The 19,071-nt window shown below is 67.3% G+C and carries 16 protein-coding genes; 6 read left to right on the top strand and 10 right to left on the bottom strand.

Features of this window, described 5'->3' with window-relative positions:
- Positions 1-126: 126 nt before the first annotated feature.
- The gene (locus OV287_RS25380) at positions 127-1,071 is read right to left on the bottom strand and encodes a hypothetical protein (RefSeq protein ID WP_267536617.1); all 945 of its coding nucleotides are present in this window, start codon (positions 1,069-1,071) and stop codon (positions 127-129) included.
- 305 nt (positions 1,072-1,376) lie between these two features.
- Between OV287_RS25380 and OV287_RS25375 the strand changes: the two genes are divergently transcribed.
- Together OV287_RS25375 and OV287_RS25370 are read left to right on the top strand one after the other, a co-directional pair.
- A complete protein-coding gene (locus OV287_RS25375) occupies positions 1,377-3,536 on the top strand; it encodes a S9 family peptidase (RefSeq protein ID WP_267536616.1) in 2,160 nt (719 codons plus the stop codon).
- Positions 3,537-3,586: 50 nt separating this feature from the next.
- Entirely contained in the window at positions 3,587-4,384 is a 798-nt protein-coding gene (locus OV287_RS25370; RefSeq protein WP_267536615.1) for a DUF1963 domain-containing protein, read from the top strand.
- 185 nt (positions 4,385-4,569) lie between these two features.
- On the opposite strand, the gene OV287_RS25365 is transcribed toward OV287_RS25370, so the two are convergent.
- On the bottom strand, positions 4,570-5,361 hold the full coding sequence (locus OV287_RS25365; RefSeq protein ID WP_267536614.1) for a DNA alkylation repair protein: 792 nt from the start codon (positions 5,359-5,361) through the stop codon (positions 4,570-4,572).
- A 255-nt stretch (positions 5,362-5,616) separates the two neighbouring features.
- On the opposite strand from OV287_RS25365, the gene OV287_RS56230 reads away from it, so the two are divergent.
- The gene (locus tag OV287_RS56230; protein WP_308809741.1) at positions 5,617-7,164 is read left to right on the top strand and encodes a PPC domain-containing protein; all 1,548 of its coding nucleotides are present in this window, start codon (positions 5,617-5,619) and stop codon (positions 7,162-7,164) included.
- A gap of 165 nt (positions 7,165-7,329) precedes the next feature.
- Here the strand turns inward: OV287_RS56230 and OV287_RS25350 are convergent, their stop codons facing one another.
- On the bottom strand, positions 7,330-8,799 hold the full coding sequence (locus OV287_RS25350; protein WP_267536613.1) for an MDR family MFS transporter: 1,470 nt from the start codon (positions 8,797-8,799) through the stop codon (positions 7,330-7,332).
- Positions 8,800-8,929: 130 nt separating this feature from the next.
- On the bottom strand, positions 8,930-9,340 hold the full coding sequence (locus OV287_RS25345) for a hypothetical protein (RefSeq protein WP_267536612.1): 411 nt from the start codon (positions 9,338-9,340) through the stop codon (positions 8,930-8,932).
- Positions 9,341-9,401: 61 nt separating this feature from the next.
- On the opposite strand from OV287_RS25345, the gene OV287_RS25340 reads away from it, so the two are divergent.
- On the top strand, positions 9,402-10,139 hold the full coding sequence (locus OV287_RS25340) for a class I SAM-dependent methyltransferase (protein WP_267536611.1): 738 nt from the start codon (positions 9,402-9,404) through the stop codon (positions 10,137-10,139).
- 129 nt (positions 10,140-10,268) lie between these two features.
- On the opposite strand, the gene OV287_RS25335 is transcribed toward OV287_RS25340, so the two are convergent.
- Positions 10,269-11,183 (bottom strand): hypothetical protein, encoded by a 915-nt coding sequence (locus tag OV287_RS25335; protein WP_267536610.1) that lies wholly within the window; start codon positions 11,181-11,183, stop codon positions 10,269-10,271.
- Positions 11,184-11,397: 214 nt separating this feature from the next.
- On the bottom strand, positions 11,398-12,006 hold the full coding sequence (locus tag OV287_RS25330; protein ID WP_267536609.1) for a hypothetical protein: 609 nt from the start codon (positions 12,004-12,006) through the stop codon (positions 11,398-11,400).
- Positions 12,007-12,095: 89 nt separating this feature from the next.
- On the opposite strand from OV287_RS25330, the gene OV287_RS25325 reads away from it, so the two are divergent.
- A complete protein-coding gene (locus OV287_RS25325; RefSeq protein ID WP_267536608.1) occupies positions 12,096-12,266 on the top strand; it encodes a hypothetical protein in 171 nt (56 codons plus the stop codon).
- 73 nt (positions 12,267-12,339) lie between these two features.
- Here the strand turns inward: OV287_RS25325 and OV287_RS25320 are convergent, their stop codons facing one another.
- The 3 genes from OV287_RS25320 to OV287_RS25310 all read right to left on the bottom strand — a co-directional run bounded on the left by OV287_RS25320 (position 12,340) and on the right by OV287_RS25310 (position 17,337).
- Positions 12,340-12,801 (bottom strand): hypothetical protein, encoded by a 462-nt coding sequence (locus OV287_RS25320; RefSeq protein ID WP_267536607.1) that lies wholly within the window; start codon positions 12,799-12,801, stop codon positions 12,340-12,342.
- Positions 12,802-12,862: 61 nt separating this feature from the next.
- The gene (locus OV287_RS25315) at positions 12,863-16,093 is read right to left on the bottom strand and encodes a lantibiotic dehydratase (RefSeq protein WP_267536606.1); all 3,231 of its coding nucleotides are present in this window, start codon (positions 16,091-16,093) and stop codon (positions 12,863-12,865) included.
- The gene (locus OV287_RS25310; protein WP_267536605.1) at positions 16,090-17,337 is read right to left on the bottom strand and encodes a lanthionine synthetase C family protein; all 1,248 of its coding nucleotides are present in this window, start codon (positions 17,335-17,337) and stop codon (positions 16,090-16,092) included. The genes OV287_RS25315 and OV287_RS25310 overlap by 4 nt, the downstream gene beginning before the upstream one ends.
- Positions 17,338-17,477: 140 nt before the next feature.
- Here OV287_RS25310 and OV287_RS25305 point away from each other — a divergent pair, with 140 nt between their 5' ends.
- The gene (locus OV287_RS25305) at positions 17,478-17,699 is read left to right on the top strand and encodes a hypothetical protein (protein ID WP_267536604.1); all 222 of its coding nucleotides are present in this window, start codon (positions 17,478-17,480) and stop codon (positions 17,697-17,699) included.
- 153 nt (positions 17,700-17,852) lie between these two features.
- Here OV287_RS25305 and OV287_RS25300 read toward each other — a convergent pair whose 3' ends face one another.
- The gene (locus tag OV287_RS25300) at positions 17,853-19,058 is read right to left on the bottom strand and encodes a lanthionine synthetase C family protein (RefSeq protein ID WP_267536603.1); all 1,206 of its coding nucleotides are present in this window, start codon (positions 19,056-19,058) and stop codon (positions 17,853-17,855) included.
- Between the last annotated feature and the right edge of the window lie 13 nt (positions 19,059-19,071).

Raw genomic sequence — 19,071 nt, 5'->3', positions numbered from 1 at the left:
CACGCCATTGACGTGTCATTGACGCGTCAGCGTGCTCGGGAGCAGCTCACCAGATCGGCCTCAATGGCATATGGCCCCAAAACATACACTTCTGGTGGCCCCCCTAAAGGCTGACACCCCGCCTGCTCAAAACCACCCGTCGAGCCACGTGAGCTGCGCGTCCAGCGTCTCCGACACCGCCTGGGCTCGCTCCGAGGAGGAGGGCTCCGTGTAGGGATTGCCGATCTCCTTGTGCTTCCACTTCACCCAGTTCTGCTTGTACCAACCCCAGTCGAGGTTCGAGCCCGTCTTGGGCGGCGTGCCCGAGTACGCCGAGAACGCGCGGATGCCCGTGAGAGGAGCCACCTCCTCGCCTCCCGCGATGTGGAAGATGTGAAGCCGGGCCCGGCGCGGGAACTGCGCGGAGAGGTCCGTGGCCCAGCCACCGTAGGACGTGAAGGACGGCCGCACCGGGTTGTTGATCTTGTCCCCGGTGGTGCCCAGCTCTCCCTGGGTGTACTTGCACACCCCATCGAATGAGGAGACGTAGAGCTCAATCCCATCGAGGCTCGGGTTGTTGCGAAGCTGTTGGGCCATGAGCATCACCAGACATCCTCCTCGCGAGCTCCCTGCCAGGTAGATGGAGCGCGTCTCCGGCCGCACCTGGGCCTGCAGCCATTGCACGAAGCCATTCACGAGCTGCTGCTTCGTGCCGCTGTCGGACAGGTGATCGAAGTTGTTGTCGTTCACCACCGCCATCCACGTCGTGGCCGCGGGGAGCCAGCCCTGGTGGCGCAGCTTCATCGCGAGCGAGCGCCCATCCAGGGTCACATTGGGGCACGAGACATCACCGCACGTGTCATCCCAGTTCGAGGCCTGGCCCGTCACCCCGCTCATGTGGCCGCTGCTCGAGATCTTCTGCCCCGCGGACATCACCACCAGGGCGTTGCGCACGCTCGGCGCGTCCACCTCGGCAATGCGGATGGCGAACAGGTCGCTGTCCGGGGCCCCGGCCGCTCGGAAGGCCTCGAACCCCGCCGCGGCCTGGTAGCTGCCAGAGGAGTCCTTGTAGACAACGCGCCGCGAGGTCACCGTCCTGCTGCTCCCCTCTGGATAGGAGAGGGCGACGGACCGATCTCCCAGCGGCTCGCCGAGGTCCGCTGAAACGTCCGTCCCTCCACACCCAGACAGGGCTCCTCCCAGAAGACATGTCAGAACCGCGAGGGGTGCTGCAGCCCAAAGGAAGCTCCGCCTGCTCTGCATAGGGTGTCTCCGGGGGATGGAAGTGGCCGCGATGATGCCATGACAGCGCCCGGCGATTCGAGGAGCTCCGAGATACGAATCCGCGGGTGTTTCACCGGAATGACAGCCAGACTCGGCCGGACGAGGTGCTCCATATGCTCCAGTTGCTAGCCGCGGTCGCGATGGTGAGCGCTGCCGCTCCATCCGAATCCGACACCCTTCTCCGGCAGCTCGCGGAGACGCGCAACTTCAACCTTGGCCGGCCGATGGCGGTGGGGATCACACCCGGCGAAGAGACGGTGCTCTTCCTCCGAAGCCCCCCGGCGTCGGGCGTGAGCTCGTTGTTCGCATTCGACGTCGCCACCGGAGGAACCCGCGAGCTGCTCACGCCAGAGAGTGTCATCGCTGGCGCGGAGGAGACATTGTCCCCCGAGGAGAAGGCGCGCCGCGAGCGCATGCGCGTCTCAGGCCGGGGCTTCACCTCGTATGCGCTCTCCAACGATGGGCAGAAGGTGCTGCTCACGCTCTCGGGCAAGCTCTATGTCGTCGAGCGCAGCTCCGGGAAGGTCACCCAGCTCAACGCGGGCGCGGGGGTCATCGATCCGCGGTTCTCGCCCGACGGCAAGCAGGTCGCCTACGTCCGCGACAACGACGTGTTCCGCATCGAGCTCACCACCAACAAAGAGCGCCAGGTCACGCGTGGCGGTACTCCCGAGCGGACGCACGGCCTTGCCGAGTTCGTGGCGCAGGAAGAGATGTACCGCTTCACCGGCTACTGGTGGAGCCCCGACGCGAAGCATATCGCCTACGAAGAGGCCGATACGTCCGGCGTCGAGAAGCTCAACCTCGCCGACCCGGCGAGACTCGAGCAGGGCGCCCAACCGTTCGCGTACCCGCGGCCCGGCAAGCCGAACGCGAAGGTGCGGCTCTTCGTCGTGCCGGTGGCGGGTGGCCCGGCGAAGGAAGTCAGGTGGGACGCGGAGAAGTACCCCTACATGGCAACGGTGAAGTGGCCGAAGGCGGGCCCGCTCACCTTGCTGGTCCAGAACCGCGCGCAGACGGAAGAGGTGCTCCTCGCGGCGGACCCGCGGACAGGCCAGACGCGCCCGCTCCTCGTCGAGAGGGACGACGCGTGGCTCCAGCTGGACCAGGGCTTCCCCGAATGGTTGGAGGACGGCAGCGGCTTTCTCTGGTCCACCGAGCGCAACGGGGCCTCGGAAGTGGAGCTCCGCCGCGCCGACGGAAGCCTGGCGCGGTCGCTGGTGAAGCCGGGCGCCGGCTTCCAGATGCTGGTGAACTATCAGCCGAAGGAAGACATCCTGTACTTCCTGGGCGGGCCGAACCCGACCGAGCGGTACCTGTGGCGGGTCAAGGGCGGCGGTGAGCCCGAGCGCGTCACCTCGGGCGGCCCCGCGCTCGAAAGGGCGGTCGTCTCCGCCCGGGGCGGCTTGATCGTCGTCACGACCGAAGGTCCCACGAGCCTGCGCCGGGTATACGTCCATCGGTCCGACGGGACGCGCCTCGGCGAGCTTCCTTCGGTTGCGCGCGAGCCTCCGTACCAGCCCCGGCTCGAGCTGCGGCAGGTCGGGCCCGAGCGGTTCTGGACCGCGCTCATCCGGCCCCGGAACTTCAAGCCGGGCGTGAAGCTGCCGGTCATCGTCGAGATCTACGGGGCCGCCTATCCGATGGTTCAGCAGAGCATGGCGATGAACCTCACCGCACAATGGATGGCGGACCACGGCTTCCTCGTGGTGAAGCTCGACGGCCGCGGAACGGCGCTGCGCGGCCGGGCGTGGGAGCGGAAGATCAAGTTTGGCTTCGCCGACGTACTCGACGATCAGATCGCCGCGCTTCAGGCGCTCGCCGCCGAGGTGCCGGAGATGGACCTCACGCGCGTGGGCATCGAAGGATGGAGCCACGGCGGGTACATGTCCGCGCTCGCGGCGCTCTCGCGCCCGGACGTCTTCAAGGCCGCGTTCGCCGGTGCCCCGGTGGTGGACTGGCGTGACTACGACAGCTACCTCTCCGAGCGCTACCTTGGACTGCCAGCGGAACACCCGGAGGCCTACGAGAAGAACTCCCTGCTCACCTTCGCGAAGGAGGACAAGCCCATCGGCAAGCTGCTGCTTGTCCACGGCACCTTCGACGACAACGTCTTCTTCTCGCACACGCTGAAGCTCTCCGATGCATTGTTCCGCGCCGGCAAGCCTCACGAGGTGCTGCCGCTGAGCGGCTCCACGCACATGCTCGCCGACCCCCTCATGAGCGAGCGGGTCTGGGCGAGGCTGATACGCCACTTCCAGGAGAACCTTTAACCGCCTGGAGCCTTGCCAGGACCAGGGTGCGGCAGGCACCTTGGCGAGACATGCAGCCCCCCCTCGACAGAACCGATGTGGTCCGTTGGCTCACGCCTCTGCTGCGCCAGCGCACGCTCTTGTTGCCGGCAGCCCGCGCGCAGAAGCCAGAGAGGAAGTTCCGCACGCAATTCGGCGGCAGGCCGACCGCACTCAGGGGCGAGAGATGGCCCCGTTGCGGCCGCTGCCACGGGGCCCTGCGCTTCGTATGCCAGGTGGACTACCGCCATGACGCGCTCCACGAGCCCCGGCTGGAGGTGGCATTCATCACCTTCTTCTACTGTTGGGAGTGCCATCCCTGGGGTAAGGAGCAGGGGCCAGCCCGGTCCTGGTGTGTACGCGCCTACCCGCATGCGGCGGAGCAGGAAGCGATCGTGCTCCGCTCGCGGGCAGCTCCCTTCACCCAGCATTTTGTCCGTGCCCGGTTGGGCCTCTCGTTACCGGATGCGGTGGGCTTCGAGCGGCACTGCCCTGAACTCTGGGCGGCGGTGCCGGGCACCAGCGGCTCCCGCGAGGCTTGGGCCAATTGGGACGTCGTCGAGCGTGCCGCGGGGGAGTTGCAACGGGCGGAGGACCTGAGCCATCCGCACACGCGCAACCGAGGCCTGGCGTTGGGCGGCTACCCCCATTGGGTCAACGGCCCGGATGAAACCCCGGACTGCGGGACGTGTGGCCAGGGGATGGAATTGCTGGTGCAACTGTCCCCCAGTCCCATGGTGGACGCCGAATGGGGGGACGTCGGGACCCTCTATCTCTTCATGTGCCGGGTCCACATCAACGAGGTGAGCCTTCGCATCCAGTGCACGTAAGGGGAACGGCGCCGGGAGTTGGACTTCTGAAGAGAGCCCGTTCCTCACAGGGAGCCTCCGACTGGGGGGCGCGTCTCTCTCCGTATAGCACGAGAGCGTCACGGCTCCGCCCTCGAAGAGCTCGCGCCACCTTGTGCCTCCAGCCTCTGAGCCAGCCGAAGTCCTGCCGAGCCTGGCGCGCGATGTCAGCGCGCCCTCTTCGGGGCAGCTGGCCTCTTCCTGGCGCTCTTCTTCCTGACAGGAGCGGCCTTCGCCTTTGCAGCCGCCTCCATCGTCTTTCGTGCCGCGGTCTTCTCGCCTCGACGCAGCGCGAGCGACGCCGCGATCCACTCCGGCGCGTAGCTCGACGTGCAGCCCTTCGGGATCGGTCGCGGGTCCCACCGGCCGAGGCGCTCGCCGATCGCGATGGCCTCCGCGGTGTACGCGGGCAGGTGGATGCCGATCCAGACGAGACAGAAGTTGATGCCCTCCTTCACCCGGTACGGTGCGGGCGGCAACTCACGCTCGATGCGCGCGAGCGTCGCGCGGACGTCGAGGTCCTTCGCGAGCCCGCGCGCGATGCGCCCGGCGAGGAGCCTCCACCCAGCGCGGAGGGGAAGCTCCTTGCTGCCGTCCATCCATCGCACCTGCAGCGCCTCGGCGATGGGCGCATGCACGAGCACACGTCCGACGAGCTCGTCGACCAGGGTCGGGTTCGAGAGCGGCTCGAGGAGCGCGCGCGCCTCCTTCTCGGTGAGCGCCGCGGGATCGAGCAGCATGCACGCGAGGATGCGTGCCTCGTGGTTGCCCGTCGCCCACAGCTCCAGGCCGAGCCCGTGGTTCGTCCCGAGCGCCTCTGCGAGGCTGCGGATCTTGCCGAGCAGCACGCCGAAAACGTTGTCGCCCGCGCCATCGCGCACGTAGCGCTGGCGCACCTTCTCGTCGCCCTGGTCCTCGAGCTTCTTCATTACCTGGGACAGCGTCATCGTCTTCGGCATCTGAGTCTCCTCGAGTGCAGTCTCTTACCCGATCGCCTTGGCGGTCACATTCGCTTTCGCGGTGGACAAGAAGCCGCCGGTGGCGATGACGCAGGAGCGCCGCGGGGCCATCGAAGCGCTCGGACGCATCGCACATCTCTACTCGCCCAGCCGGAATGTCAGACACGCTTGATAGCTTTCGCATCATCCGGCGGCCAGTGACGACAGGCTTTCGCCGCCCCGGATGAAACACATTCTCACGAAATGAGGAACAAATTGAAACGTCTTGCATGGAAGGCTTTGGCCGCGACGTGGCTGACGTGTGTCCTGACGGGCTGCGGCGCGGAGCTGGAACAGGGCCCGGAGGCGGCAGCGGAGCCCACCCCCGAGGCCGGCGAACAAGCCCCGGTGGCGAAGAAGGGACCGCCGCCGGAGGAACGCGTGCAGGCCATGGCCGCCTGCTCCGGCAACATCGCCCTCACGCCCAACGTGGCCATCACCGACATCAGCGCGGACACAGGGGAATGGTCCTGCACGTACACGCTGTCCGTCGCTTCTTCGAACAGCAACCTCACCTTCACCACCACCGGCGGTTCGGGCGACGCGGATCTGTACGTGAAGCGTGGCTCGGAGCCGACGTCGGGAGATAAGGACTGTTATTCCGAGGGCCCCAGCAACGAGGAGGCCTGTGCCATCTCCGGCGCGCAGGCGGGCACGTATTACGTGAAGCTCTATGGCTACAGTGCGTTCAGCGGCCTGAGCCTGAGGGCGACGTCCACGCCTGCCGGCACGGGTGGCTGCACCAGCAGCACCACCCTGAGCAACGGCGTTCCGGCGGTCGGCGTGGGCGCGACCACGGGCAACTGGTCCTGCATCTACAAGCTCTATGTCCCCACCGGGGCCACCCGCGTGGAATTCACCACTAGCGGAGGCACCGGCAACGGCGACCTGTTCGTGCGCCGGGAAGCCTCCCCCACCGAGACGGTCTACGACTGCAAATCCAGCTACTCCACCAACACGGAGAGCTGCTCCGTCACCGTGACGACCCCCGGGACCTACTACGCACGCCTGTACGGCACCGGGACGTTCTCCGGCGTGGGCATCACGGGCACCTACACCCTGTCGGAAGGCCAGCCGGGGTGCACATCCACCAGCCCGCTCACCAACAACTCGCCCACGTACGGCGTGAGCGCGCCGCCGGGGGGCTTCTCATGCGACTACACGCTCTACGTCCCGTCGGGGGCCACCAGCGTCACCTTCAACACCTACGGCGGCTCCGGGAGCACCGCCCACCTGTACGTGAAGCGCGAAGCCGTGCCCACGCTGTCGTCCTATGACTGCAAGGGCACGATGGGCGGCTCCAGCAACAACAGCCAGTCGTGCACCATCAACTCGCCCGCGGCCGGCACCTGGCACGTGCGCGTCTACAACGCGGGTTCGAGCCAGACACTCACCAACGCCACCCTGCGCGGCAACTACGTCACCGGCGGCGGGAATCCCAATCCCCCCACGGGTGTGCTGACGCTCGGCCAGACGGTGTCCGGACTGTCCGGGGCGAAGGACTCGGTGCGCTACTGGAGCGTCACCGTGCCGTCCGGCCAGAACTTCCTGACCGTGCGGACCACTGGCGGCACTGGGGACTCGGACGTGTATGTCAGCCGGGATGTCCAGCCGACCACGTCCACCTACGAGTGCAAGTCCAACAATGGCGGCACCACGGAGTCGTGTGCCACCTACGTCATCAGCCCGGGCACCTACTACGTGATGATGTACGGCTACGCGGACTACAGCGGTGTGTCCATCACGGCCACCCTCGATCCCTGATGTGTGAAGCAGTGCCCGGCCCTGGGGGTGATTTCTTCCCTCAGGGCCGGGTTGGGAAAACACTCCGACCGGGCGAAGCTCGAGGCGCGGACGATCGTCACGGACCGTCACTGCCTCGGCCGCACCGCGGGGGCGGGCTCGAATCAGCGCTCCCCGTTGGGCGTCTCAGTGAGGCGCCGCCGCGTCAGTGGAAGAGAGGGTCACGCCCTCGCCGCGCTTCACCCTGGGGAAGAAAAGCCCGGCGGTGAAGGCCCCCACGCAGGCGGCGCAGATGATCCAGAAGTTGATCGTCAAGCCCGTGCCGAGCGCTCCACTCAGCGCCTGGAACACGGCCGGAGGCAGACCGCGACCGTGCTCGGGGCCAAGCAGCTCGTTGGCAGCGGCCACGGGGACCCGCGGGTCCTTCAGGAGCTGGGACACCACCACGCCGCCCATCAATCCCACCCCGAGCGCCCCGCCGATGGTGCGGAAGAACATGTGGCTCGCCGTCGCCACCCCGCGCAGCTCCCAGCCCACGCTGGTCTGCACGGCGATGAGCAGCGCGGTGGCGGTGAAGCCCAGGCCAATGCCAAACAGCGCCATCGCCAGCTCTGGAATCAGCAAGGATGACTGCGGCTTGAGCAACAGCGCCATCGCCCCCGTGCCAATCACCGTCAGCCCCAGCCCTCCGACGATGAGCGGGCGGAAGCCCGTCTTGAGCAACAGCCGCCCCGCGAACAGGCTCGCCACGGGCCAGCCGACGATCATCGGGGTGATCATCCCACCGGCCAGCGTGGCCGAGCCGCCCAGCACGCCCTGCACGTACAGCGGCACGTAGGTGGTGGCACCGAACATCGCCGCGGAGAAGAGCGCACCCGCTACCGAGGAGATGGCAATGGCGGGAATCTTGAAGATGGACATGGGGATGACGGGCTCGGCCACCTTGCGCTCCACCAGCACGAAGGCGACGAGCAGTACGATCCCTACCGGCAGCGCCAGCAGATTCCGGCCGAGTCCCTGCACGCCAAAGAGCAGCGCCACCACTCCGGCCGAGAGCAGCGCCGCGCCCGCATAGTCCAGCTTCTGCGGCTTGTGCTGCACCTGCTCGTGGAAGAAGACCACCAGCAGCGCGAGGGCGCCCAACCCCACCGGGACGTTGATGAAGAAGACCCAGTGCCAGGTGAGGTACTTCACGATGAGGCCACCGGTGAGCGGGCCCACCAGCCCCGCCAGGCCCCACACCCCGCTGAAGACACCCTGCACCTTCGCCCGCTGCTCCAGCGTGTAGAGGTCTCCGATGATGGTGAGTGCCACGGGCTGCATCGCTCCCGCCCCCAAGCCCTGCAGCGTGCGGAAGGCAATCAGCATGTTCATCGACGTGGACAGACCACTGAGGATGGAGCCAGCGAGGAACAGGCCGATGCCGAAGAGCAGCACGGGCTTGCGGCCATAGAGGTCCGCCAGCTTCCCGTAGATGGGCACGGTGACGGTGGAGGACAGCATGTACGCGGTGAAGACCCAGGCGTAGCTCTGCAGCCCGCCCAGCTCACTGACCACCGTGGGCATGGCGGTGGAAACGACGGTCATCTCCAGCGCCGCCATGAAGAGGCTCAAGGCCAGGGCGACGGTGGTCAGGGGACGGTGGGTCTTTCGCATGCTGTCGGTTCGGAGGTGTCGGGACGAGGAGGTAGCGCCCTCCTTAACGGGTGAAGGCCAGGGCCGCCACCGTCAAGTATCCCCGCCTCCCGCCTGTCCGGCCACCCGCTCACCCGGTGTCAGCTCGCCCTCACTCGGCCAGGGGAACTCCGTCCGCGGGGATGAGCGTCATCTCCACGGGCTCACCCGGGTTGTTCACGCGGATTCTGAAGGTGTCCGCGGTCAACTCCAAGATGTCCACCGGGTATGCGATGGACTCCTCCACCATCGTGAGCGCCCCCTTCTGGTAGCGCCACGTGCCCAGAGACGGAGTGCCGTTTCCGGCTGCGATCACCAACGTCCCCTCCGAGAGGAACACGTACAGCTGCCCCTTCTGAATGGTGGGAGAGGCATCGACCTTCCAGACCTTGTTGATGAAGCTCGCCGGGCGCTGCTCCGCTCCGGCGGAGAGCGGCTGCGCTCGGGTCGTGGCGCAACCAGCCATCAGCAGCACGGCGACCCCGGCTGCAAGCCAGGGCTTGCTCGCAACGGGTCGGCTCACGGAGCATCCCTCACGGTGCAGTGCAGCCCTGCTCGTGAACGGCCAGGAAAGGAAGTGGGACATGTCGGCACAATACGATCAGATTGGAAACAAAGTCGCGGACTGGGACGTGCTGCCAGTGCGCTCGGAGTACATCGAGGGGCATACCTTCTTCAAGGCGCTCGGCCCCGTGGAGGGAAAGAACGTCCTCGACCTGGCCTGTGGTGACGGGCTGTACACGCGGCAGCTCAAGACGCGAGGCGCCACGCGAGTGGTGGGGGTGGATATCTCGGAGGAGATGATTCGCGGTGCCCGAGAGTACGAAGAGGCACAACCGCTGGGCATCGACTACCACGTCTCCGACGTGGCCAACATGCCCCCGCTGGGCTCGTTCGACGTCGTGACGGCCATCTACCTGCTGCACTATGCGAGCTCGCCTGAGCACCTGCTTCAGATGTGCCGGAACATCCATGCCCACGTGAAGCCGGGAGGCAGCTTCGTCACCTATTCCTTCAACCCCGAGTTCAGCGCGAAGGGCCCCAACAGCACCCGCTATGGAATAACCATGTTGGACTTCCCGGAGGCCCCTCGTGAAGGACAGGCGATCTCCGCGGAGCTGCTCACGAAGAGCCCCTTCACCATCCACTTCTCCTACTGGGGCCGGGACACGTACGAGCGAGCGCTGCGCGAAGCAGGCTTCCACACCCTCACCTGGACGCGCCCCGAGTGCTCGCCCGAGGGGATTTCGAAGTTCGGCCGAGCGTTCTGGCAGGACTACATCGACAACCCTCACGCGGTGGCGCTGCGCTGCGAGCGGTGAACCGGATCATCCTCCCGTCCAGTGGATCCCCGAGGGTGCAGGCGGTACGGGCTGGCTTGCCCCTGCTCTACCTCACGGCCGCTGTGGGATTGGGGAGCCTCGCCCGGTGGCTCGCGGCGCCCCCTTCCGCTAGTAGTGGATTCGAGCGCTGACGGCGCGGTGGCCGGAGTAGTTGAGATCCTCCCGGTCGGACCCGGTGAACTGCAGGTCGGCGGCATCCCCCTCGTTGTAGGTGCTCGTCTTGCCGTACGACGAGGTCGCCGCCGCGTTGAAGAAGAGGTAGTCGATGCGGCCGCCCGCCCCACCCGTCCAGTTGTCGTCGAGGCAGCTCCGGCTTCCCCCGCAGGCCTCGTAAATGGGATCGTTCCAGCTGTAGTCGGTCGTGCTGGGAACCTGGGAGTTCGCCTGCTTGTACCAGTCCTTGTAGCCGCCGTTGGCGTAGTCACCCTCGTTGGAGTCGACGCCCCAGATGCTCAGGTTGGCGCCGCTGATCTCCCGCATCTTCGTGTCCGTGAGCTGGATGTTCTTCTCGGCACACCCGCTGTCCGAGCTCGGGCCCTCCTGCGCGGTGGGCCAGTGTGACGAGCCGAGGACGACCTTCTTGTTGGTGATGAGGTCCGTGAAGGCCATCCGCACGCTGATGGTGCGCGCCTGATGGTTGGGCACGCACGAGCCATTCGCGCCCTTGTAGACCTGCCACGTCGCCTTGGTTCCGGAGATGGGCTGCAGGCGGCCCGTGCGATAGATGATCGCGTTGGTCTGATAGTCCTTCGCCGGACCGCAGGGGCTGTTCATGGCCTCCGGGTTCGCCTCGGCAATGACGTAGTCATACAACCCGGGCAGGTTGTCCTGCATGTACTTCGCGAGCTCGGCGGCCTGGGCGGCTCCGCTCATCTGATGGACAATAAAGACATCCGGCGAGTACGCCTGGGTCTTCATGTAATAGATGAGGTCCTGCCAGTCCCCCGCGCACTGCTCGCTGGCGGTCGGCAGGTTCTCGTAGTTCACGTTGTAGACCACCAGGAAGCCGGCGTTGGTGTTCACCGAGACCGCCTGGGAAAGCGTACTCAGTGCACCGGGCTCCGCCGCCTCTTGAACTGCAACGTCTCCACATCCGAACAGGACAAGAGAGGCCAGCACCGAAACCGTGACTCTGGGATTCATGGGACCTTCGAGGCAATGGGCCCGAGGGATTCAGGCTCCACCCTGAAAGAGGGTCTATCCCGGCTTCCATCCCAAGAATCGGCATCGGTCCTGGCTACACCTTGATCTTCACCTCGTCGTAGTCTTCGGGGTTCACCCCAGGGATCCCACGCAGGTCGCGGTGGTCGCGGGTACCGATCCAGGCGCCGTCGGAGCGGCGGCGGAAGTAGCGGTCGTAGCCGTCGGCCACCTGGTAGGTGTTGCCCTCGCCGTCCATCACGGTGCGCTCCTCGGCGATGACGTTGAGGAAGCGGCGGTGCGCGTCATCGGAGGTGTGCATCTGCGCGTGGTGCGCCGCATCCTGCGCCGTCTGCTGGCGCTGCCAGGCCGCATTGTGCGCGTCATGGCTCTCGTGGAGAGACGCCATGCGCGCCTGGTGGCTCGCTGCCATGCCCTGCAACGTCGCCATGTTCTGCTGATGGTTCGCTCGGAGGGTGGCAGCACCCTGGTCGAGCATCGCCATGGTGGCCTGGTGCTGCGCGGCCGACCGCGCGCGCTCCTGTAGCTGGCGCTGCAGGATGGCCGGGTTCGTCCGCCGCGAGGCCAACATCTCCAGCAGCGCCGGGGCGAAGGCCTCGGGGTCACCCACCGTGGAGATGCCGTGAACCTCGACCATCCAGTTCGGCCCGAAGCTCGTGCTGGAGCCGAAAAGGAGCGCCTGCACTCGGCGCGGTCCCTCGTCGAACGTGAAGGCAGGGCCTGTTCGGCCGGGTCGACCCCCTCGGCGCGGCGAGCCAGGAGGGTCCAGCGCTCGTGCTGAGCAGCGCGCCGATTTCCGGCGGAACCGGAATCCGTGCCAACAAGGTTCCGGTGTTTCGCAACCACCGGCTCGTCCCGTACGTGCACGGGCTCGTCGAACAGGTGCTCGCGCCGTTGCACGAGCGCTATCCCATGAAGCGGGTCGAGCTCTCCCGATTTCCGTAAGCGCCAATCGTTGCGTTGACGGAGTGCCGCGATGGAGTGGGACCCCCTACCCGACTGCGGAACACCCATCGCCTCAGTCGAGGCGGAAGCCAGTGGGCGCGCGCGGCTCCTGGCGACGGTACATGTCGAGGTAGAGCGTCACCGGCTTCTTCAGGCCCTCGTACGTCACCTCGTACATATCGAGCATGCCGCCGCCAAGGGGCAGGGAGGGGTCCTCGAAGCCGCAGCAACTGCCGAGCCGCTCGAAGCTCAGCTGCTGCCCCTCGGGACCGCGCAGGTACTGCAGGTACTCATGCTCGCCCGCGGGCCCTCCGCCGACCTTGATGGGGTCCTCCGGCGTGTAGCCATAGCCCGAGGGCTCCCGCGCCGGCGTCTCCACGGGGGCGTCAGGTGTCTGCGCGGCGGCTTCGGTCGCGGGCGCTCCCGCCTCCCCGCCCGCAGCCCCCTGGCGCATCGTGGCGGACGAGCTGGCACAGCCGGAGGACAGCACCCCCAACAGGACACTGCAGCAGAGCGCGGCGCGGAGCGTGAGCATCCCCGAATCCTAACCCGACCGGCTCCTGTCAGGTCGGTCCGTCCGAGTCCGGGGCCTTCTTCTACCCACCACCCTTCTTCGCCCTGGCCCGGGCCGAGTCATAGAGGCGGAGGAGGAAGTCGTAGATGACGACCTCGTACTGATTGGCCGCGGCGGGCAGCATGCGGTTGGCGTGCATGTGGAGGAAGCTCGGCAGGAGCGAGGCAAAAGGCCTGTTCAGTGAACCGGCGGCCCCACGCGTCCGCAGCTCTCCAAAGAGAGGCCTCGACGCGGCGCCGTACGTCTTCCAGATGCCCTCGTGCGCGGGGCCCTCTTGCAAGGCGGCCACCTGGCCAGCGAGCAGCTTCTCGAGCCGCGGCCGGTAGGTCCGGAACCGCTTGCCCAGTGCGTGCTCGAAAGCCGCTTCGAGTCGGAGCCGCCGGGTGTAGTCGGCGCGCATGTCCGTCAGCAGGCGCACACGTGCGTCGAGGTCCAGCCCCGACGCCTCGAGCACCTGGTGCATGCCCCAGAGCACATAGGGCCAACGCTCCGCGACCTCGGAGGAACGCAGGAGCTGGACGCTCGAGGCGACGGCCACGCTGTCGTGGTGGAACAACGCCTCGGCGAGCTCGACACCATCCGGCCCTCCGTAACGCTCGGTCTCGCGCTCGTAGGTGTCGTGCTCGACGCGGTAGACGCCATAGTCACCGAAGAACCGCCGGGTGAGCGCATGGACTTCGTCCGTCAGCGCGGCCCGCAGGCGCGTGTCCTTCGTGGCGAACCGCAGCCGCAGGTGGTGCTGAGGGTCGGCGTAGCGGATGAAAAACCAGCGCACCGAGGCCTCGGCGGCCTTGCGCGAGAAGGCGGTGATCAGGTCGGACACGAGGGCGTCGCGGGTGTGGGCCCCGGAGTAGAGCTTCAGGTAGGTCCACTCCGAGCCGGGCGCGAAGGAACGCTCGCGCTCGTGGCCGCGATCGCCGCCCAGGGAGAAGCGCTTCGTCTTGCGCGGCTCCTGGCGGACGAACGGCAGGACGAGCTCGTGGACGAATGGGCCCTCCGGGCCCTGGGTGCAGGGCGCGCTCTCCAGCAGCCCGTACTCCTCCAGGAGCACCACCTGCTGGCGCCCCACCACCTGGAGCATGCTCTCCACGCTCAACACGTTGTCGAGATCGACGGGCAGGACGTTGTCGCTCTCGACGAGGCACACCCAGCGTGGCAGCCGCGCACGGGCCCGGTAGGCCTGCACCGCCGCGAACTGCTCGGCCAGCGAGGGAGCCTCGCACCAGCGGCGCAACTCCTGGCCATCGACGCGCCAGCGTGCCCAGGCGAGGATGATGTTCCGGTACGTCACGCGCGGGAGGAAGGGCGCGGTGTCCAGCGGGCCCCAGGACCACCGGATCGAGAGCATGTCCTGGTACTGCAGCGCGGCCAGGAACCGGTAGATTCCCAACGTCGACAACGGGGTGTTGTGCGCCGTGGCCAACCGGGGCACCACCTCGCGGTTGAGCTGCTTCGACCACAAGACCACGCGCTCCCCGTCACGGACCGTCACCCACAGGTCGTCCAGGGGGATCTCCGCGGCCTCGCCAGCGCCCGACCGGCCGAGATACGGAATCTCGTACTGCCGCAGCACGGGGCGGGCGATGATGTTGCCCACTCGCCCGTCGGGCTGGTGGACGATCTCCGCAAAAACGACATCCGGCCGCAGGGACTCCTCTGCACGGATGTGCTCCACCATCTGCTGCCGCAGCTCATCATTGCCCGAGGCGAACCGCCCGAGGATGGAGCAGCCAGAGTTGGGCAGGAAGTTGTCGAGGAAGAACTTGAACTCTCCCCGGTCGAGTGCCTCCGGCGACGCGGCGAGCAGCGAACCCGAGAGGGCGAAAGCATCGGGGAGCTCTTGCGGATTGTGCCCGAACTGATCGAGGTCGCTGTCACTCAGGGTGAGCTCGGTCAAGCCACTGCTGTAGATTTCCTGGAGCTTCGCGAGCAGGAGAGCGGACGGGAAGTCCTCGGCTTCACGCGCACGCGATTTGGCCCCCCCGAATCGCAAGCCCGCGAGCACGGCGGCGCCCTTCATCTCCGCCTGATCGGCATCGGCCTTCCCGAAGCCCACGCCGCTCTCTTCGTCGAGCGCCAGGGCCAGAGGCACGAGCCTCGTCTCGAAGCGCTTCTCGAAGGCCTCGCGGAACTCCTTCAACCCCCCGCGTGACGCCGATCGCGCCAGGCGCGAGAGGGCACTCACGTCCGCCAGGATGCGCTGGGTGACCTCGGAGGAGAGGCGGAGGTTGCCGGGCTTGTGCAGCTCGACATGCAGCAGATTGTTGCGGCGCAACGGCACGGGCGCCTTCTCCAGCCGCTGCTCGAGCCGCCGCAAGACCTCGCCTCCGCTGCCCAGCTCGCGGCGATCCACGTCTTCCAGGTCGGCGATGGCGCCCCCCAGGAGCTCGGCCAGAGACTGCTGTCCGGGGAGGGCACGAAGAACCCGGTGCAGCTCCCGGGCCGCGTCTCCCCCTGTCACCAGCAGCTCGAGCTCCGAGGTCAGGAGCTGGGAGTGCTCCAGCTCCGCGATGAAGTCGAGCGCCTCCGCCTGCTGGATCTCGGGATCCGACGCCACCAGCGCCTCGGCCAGGGCCGCGGCGGTCGCGCCGTGACGGGCCCGTGCGAGGACTTCATCCAGGTACGGCGTCCGGGTCACGCGCACGAAGTGGTGGACACGCGCCGAGTCCTTGACGCGAACCTCGACATACCGATGGTCCGTGTCCGTCGTGTAGAGACTCGAGTTGACGCGAAGCTTGCGCGAGGGCTCGGCCACGCGGCCCCGCAGGGTCTGGACGAGCGTCTCGAGGTAGTCCACATCGAAGCGGGAGAAGCGCCGGTACGAGGAGGCAGGAGCGAGCTCCAGGCGCGTGCCGCCGTCACCCACGGACCCCAGAGAGCACCCCGCGAAGAGTCCGAAGGGCGTGCACCGGCCCGACATTCGCGCGAAGTAACGGATGGCGGCGTGCTCGAACTTCTTGCCACGCTCCGAATCCGGCGCCTTGTCCCAGTACGGCTGGGTTTCGGCGAGACTCGGCGAGGCGGTGAAGATGGCGTCACGGAACGAGGGGCGCTCCACCACCATCCGGAAGCGCTCGCGGAGCGCACGCACGTCACTGGAGATCGCGTCCCCGAGCGCCCCCGCCGGAGCGCTCGCGCTCCTGACATCCAGTCCCCCCCAGTCCAGGAGGTCGGTGATGGGGCGCAAGGGTGTACGCAGCAGGAAGAACCCGGAGGCGCGGTGGGTTGGCACTGCACGCGACACTCGCATCATGCGCCTCCGGCCAGCGCGCGGTGGGCCGCCGGCACATCTGTCATCAAGAAGCGATCCCAGGTGGGCTCACTCGGGGAGATGGTGGAGAGCAGCGCCAGTGCCACGCCCGCCCCTCCCGTGAGAATTCCATCGTCCCGCACGATCTCGCGCTTGCGATGTCCCTTCTCGTCCCGCGGAAAGGTCACCGCGTCGAAGAAGACCTCGTCGCCGTCGCGCTTGACGAGCCTGAGTGTCCGCCGGAGCCAATCGATCGCGGCCTCCTTCAGCCGCGTATCCCCGGTGGCCTGGTACGCACGGTTGAAGATGTGCACGAGCCCCGCGGAGCCGTGGCACAGGCTGGCATCGACCACCCCCGTCTCCCGGCCGGGTGTTGCCGTATCGAGCAGGATGGAGATCGCCTCGCGCTCCAGCTGCGCATCCCCCAGGGCATGCGCCGCCGAGAGCAGTGCGATTCCCACACCTGGATTGCCATAACACCACGCGTCCCGGGCCTTGTCGGGGGGGCGGTTGTGATACCACCGCGACGGGAACCGATCCCCCATGCGCTGCGCGAGCAACCACCGGATGCCGGCGCGGGCCCAGCGCTCCGACTCCTCGGGACGGATCCCCGCCGCGGCGCACCGGGCGAGCAGGGAGACCACTCCCGGCACACCGTGGGCCAGTCCCACGTTGTAGGTGCCTTCGGGGAAGAGATCACGGAACTCGCCGATCGTCTCGGGATGGCTGTGCCAGGTCGCGCCCTGCTCCGTCTCGATCGCCAGGCGCGCGAAATGGCCCACGAGCATGCTCAGGAACTCACGCGCCCAGGGAGAGGGAAGCCGCTCGAGTCCATAGACCCCGAGGCCCACGTAGCCGAAAATGAGATCGTAGTAGAGCGAGGAGCGCTTGGAGTGCTCCATGAGCAGTGGCTCGATCTGCTCCAGCGATTCGTCCTGCGGCTCGAGGAGCCCGCGCTGATGGAGGTGCAGGAGCACCCAGCCGGTCCCGGACAGACCCTGGTACAGGGAGAAATCGCTCGGAGCAGCGCTGAGCGCATCGAAGGTATGCGCGAGTGCCTCCTCGCAGCGCGCCTGTGCGGTCTCGTCACCCAGCTCCAGGGCAAGTGAGCCCCATAGGAGGGCAGCGCCCGCGGTTCCCGAGGCGAGCGTAGGTCCGACAAATGTGTGGCGTCCCGAGGCAAAGCCGCGCAGGACGGACTCCACCTCACGCCGCAACTCCCCCTCGACAAGTACACTCCAGCTCACGTGCTCTCGTCCTCACTCCAGTTCACCCGCGATGCGGGAGAACCCTGTTTTGCTGTATTGACTCGATGTGTTGCCAAGGTACATTGGCTACGGCAGTTGAGTCACCAACCATCACATCAACGCTGATTTGGGAGGGAATCATGGCCAAGATTCAGACCAAGAAGCTGGCGCTCCACAAGGAGACCATGCGCGTTCTCGAGAACTCCGATCTCGAGAAGGTCGCGGGCGGAATTACCGGCAGTGTCTGCGGGAATCCGACGTGCTGCGCGCTGTGCAACCCCGACGCCACGATCGTGGCGTCGTGCAACCAGAGCGACGGCGGTACCTGCACCTGCTGGACCACCTGTACCGACATTTGCTGAGCGCGAACCGGGCCTTCCCGGAACGCGGTTTCATTCATTCGCGCCGCTGAGGATCTCGGCCGGCGCGAGGTAGTGCCCAGGGCCTTCTCCGCGACACCCAGCCGCACCTCGCGCGGAGAAGGTCCGCCCCTGCCCGTACGGAGCGCCAGGCGCTCAAGCCCGGGGGTCGCTCCCCTGCACGTCCGTCATCAAGATGCGATCCCACGTCGGCTCGTTGGAGGAACTGGCCGTGAGCAGCACGAGCGCGGTCCCCAGCCCACCCGAGAGGAAGTGGTCGGATCGCGAAGAGGTGTGCATCCAGAAGCTCCCCTCCGCCGAGTGCCTGGCGAACCGGACCGTGCGCTGCAGCCAGGAGAGGGCCGCCTCGTACAAGCAAGGTTCCCCCGTGGCCTGGAACGCGCGATTGAAGATGTGCGCGAGCCCCGCCGAGCCAAACCAGATGCCCGCGTCCTCGAGGTCCGCCTCGGGCTCCGGCCGCGCCGCGACGTCGAGGAGGATGGAGAGCGCCTCCTGCTCGAGCCGTGTGTCACCCAGCGCGCGGCCCGCGGACAGCAGAGCAATCCCCACCCCCGCGCTTCCAGAGCCCCAGCCATCCCAATGTTGGGTGGGCGGTCCGCCCGGGATGAAGAGCGAGGGGAAACGCCCCTCCTGCCGCTGCGCGAGGACCCAGTCGGCGCCCAAGCGCGCCAGGTGAGAGGCTTGCTCACGGTGGATTCCCGCGGCGGCGCACCGGGCGAGCACCGAGACCACTCCCGGCACGCCGTGCGTCAACCGGAGGTTGTAGGAGTCAGCCCGGGGTTGGGGACGTTCGGCCTCCGGCGACCCGAACAGGTCCCGCCACGTCGTGCCCTGTCCCGTCTCGATGGCCAGAGCGGCCAGTTGCCGCACGACCTCGCCCAGGAACTCCCGGGCCCACGCGGACGGGAGCCGCTCGAGCCCATAGACGCCAAGGCCCACCAGTCCGTCGAAGAGGCCATAGACGGGAAACCGCTGGTGCCGGAGACGCTCCAAGAGCAACAGCTCGAGCTCGGAGGTCGTCTCGTCCGGGCACTCCACGAGCCCACGCCGGTGGAAGTGGTGGAGGAGCCAGGCGACTCCCGTCACGCCTTGGTGGAGACAGGCGTTGCTGGGAATGGAGGCCATGGAGTCCATGGCCCGTTCCAGGGCCTCCTCACACCGGGAGAGCGAAGGCGCATCGTCCAGCTCCAGGGCGAGCGACCCCCAGAAGAGCGCGGCCCCCGCGAACCCGCTGGAGAGCGAGGGGACGGGGTGGACGGAGATGGGGCCGGACGCATACGCGCGCAGGAGCGTCTGGAGCTGCTCCCGCTTCTCCTCGCCAACGATGGCCTTCCAGGTCATGCTTCCGAATCCT

The sequence above is a fragment of the Archangium lansingense genome (assembly GCF_026626635.1).
In the GTDB taxonomy this organism is placed as follows: Bacteria; Myxococcota; Myxococcia; order Myxococcales; family Myxococcaceae; genus Archangium; species Archangium lansingense.
Note: the sequence above shows the minus strand (reverse complement) of the source record. Positions and strands in the feature narration are given on the sequence as shown.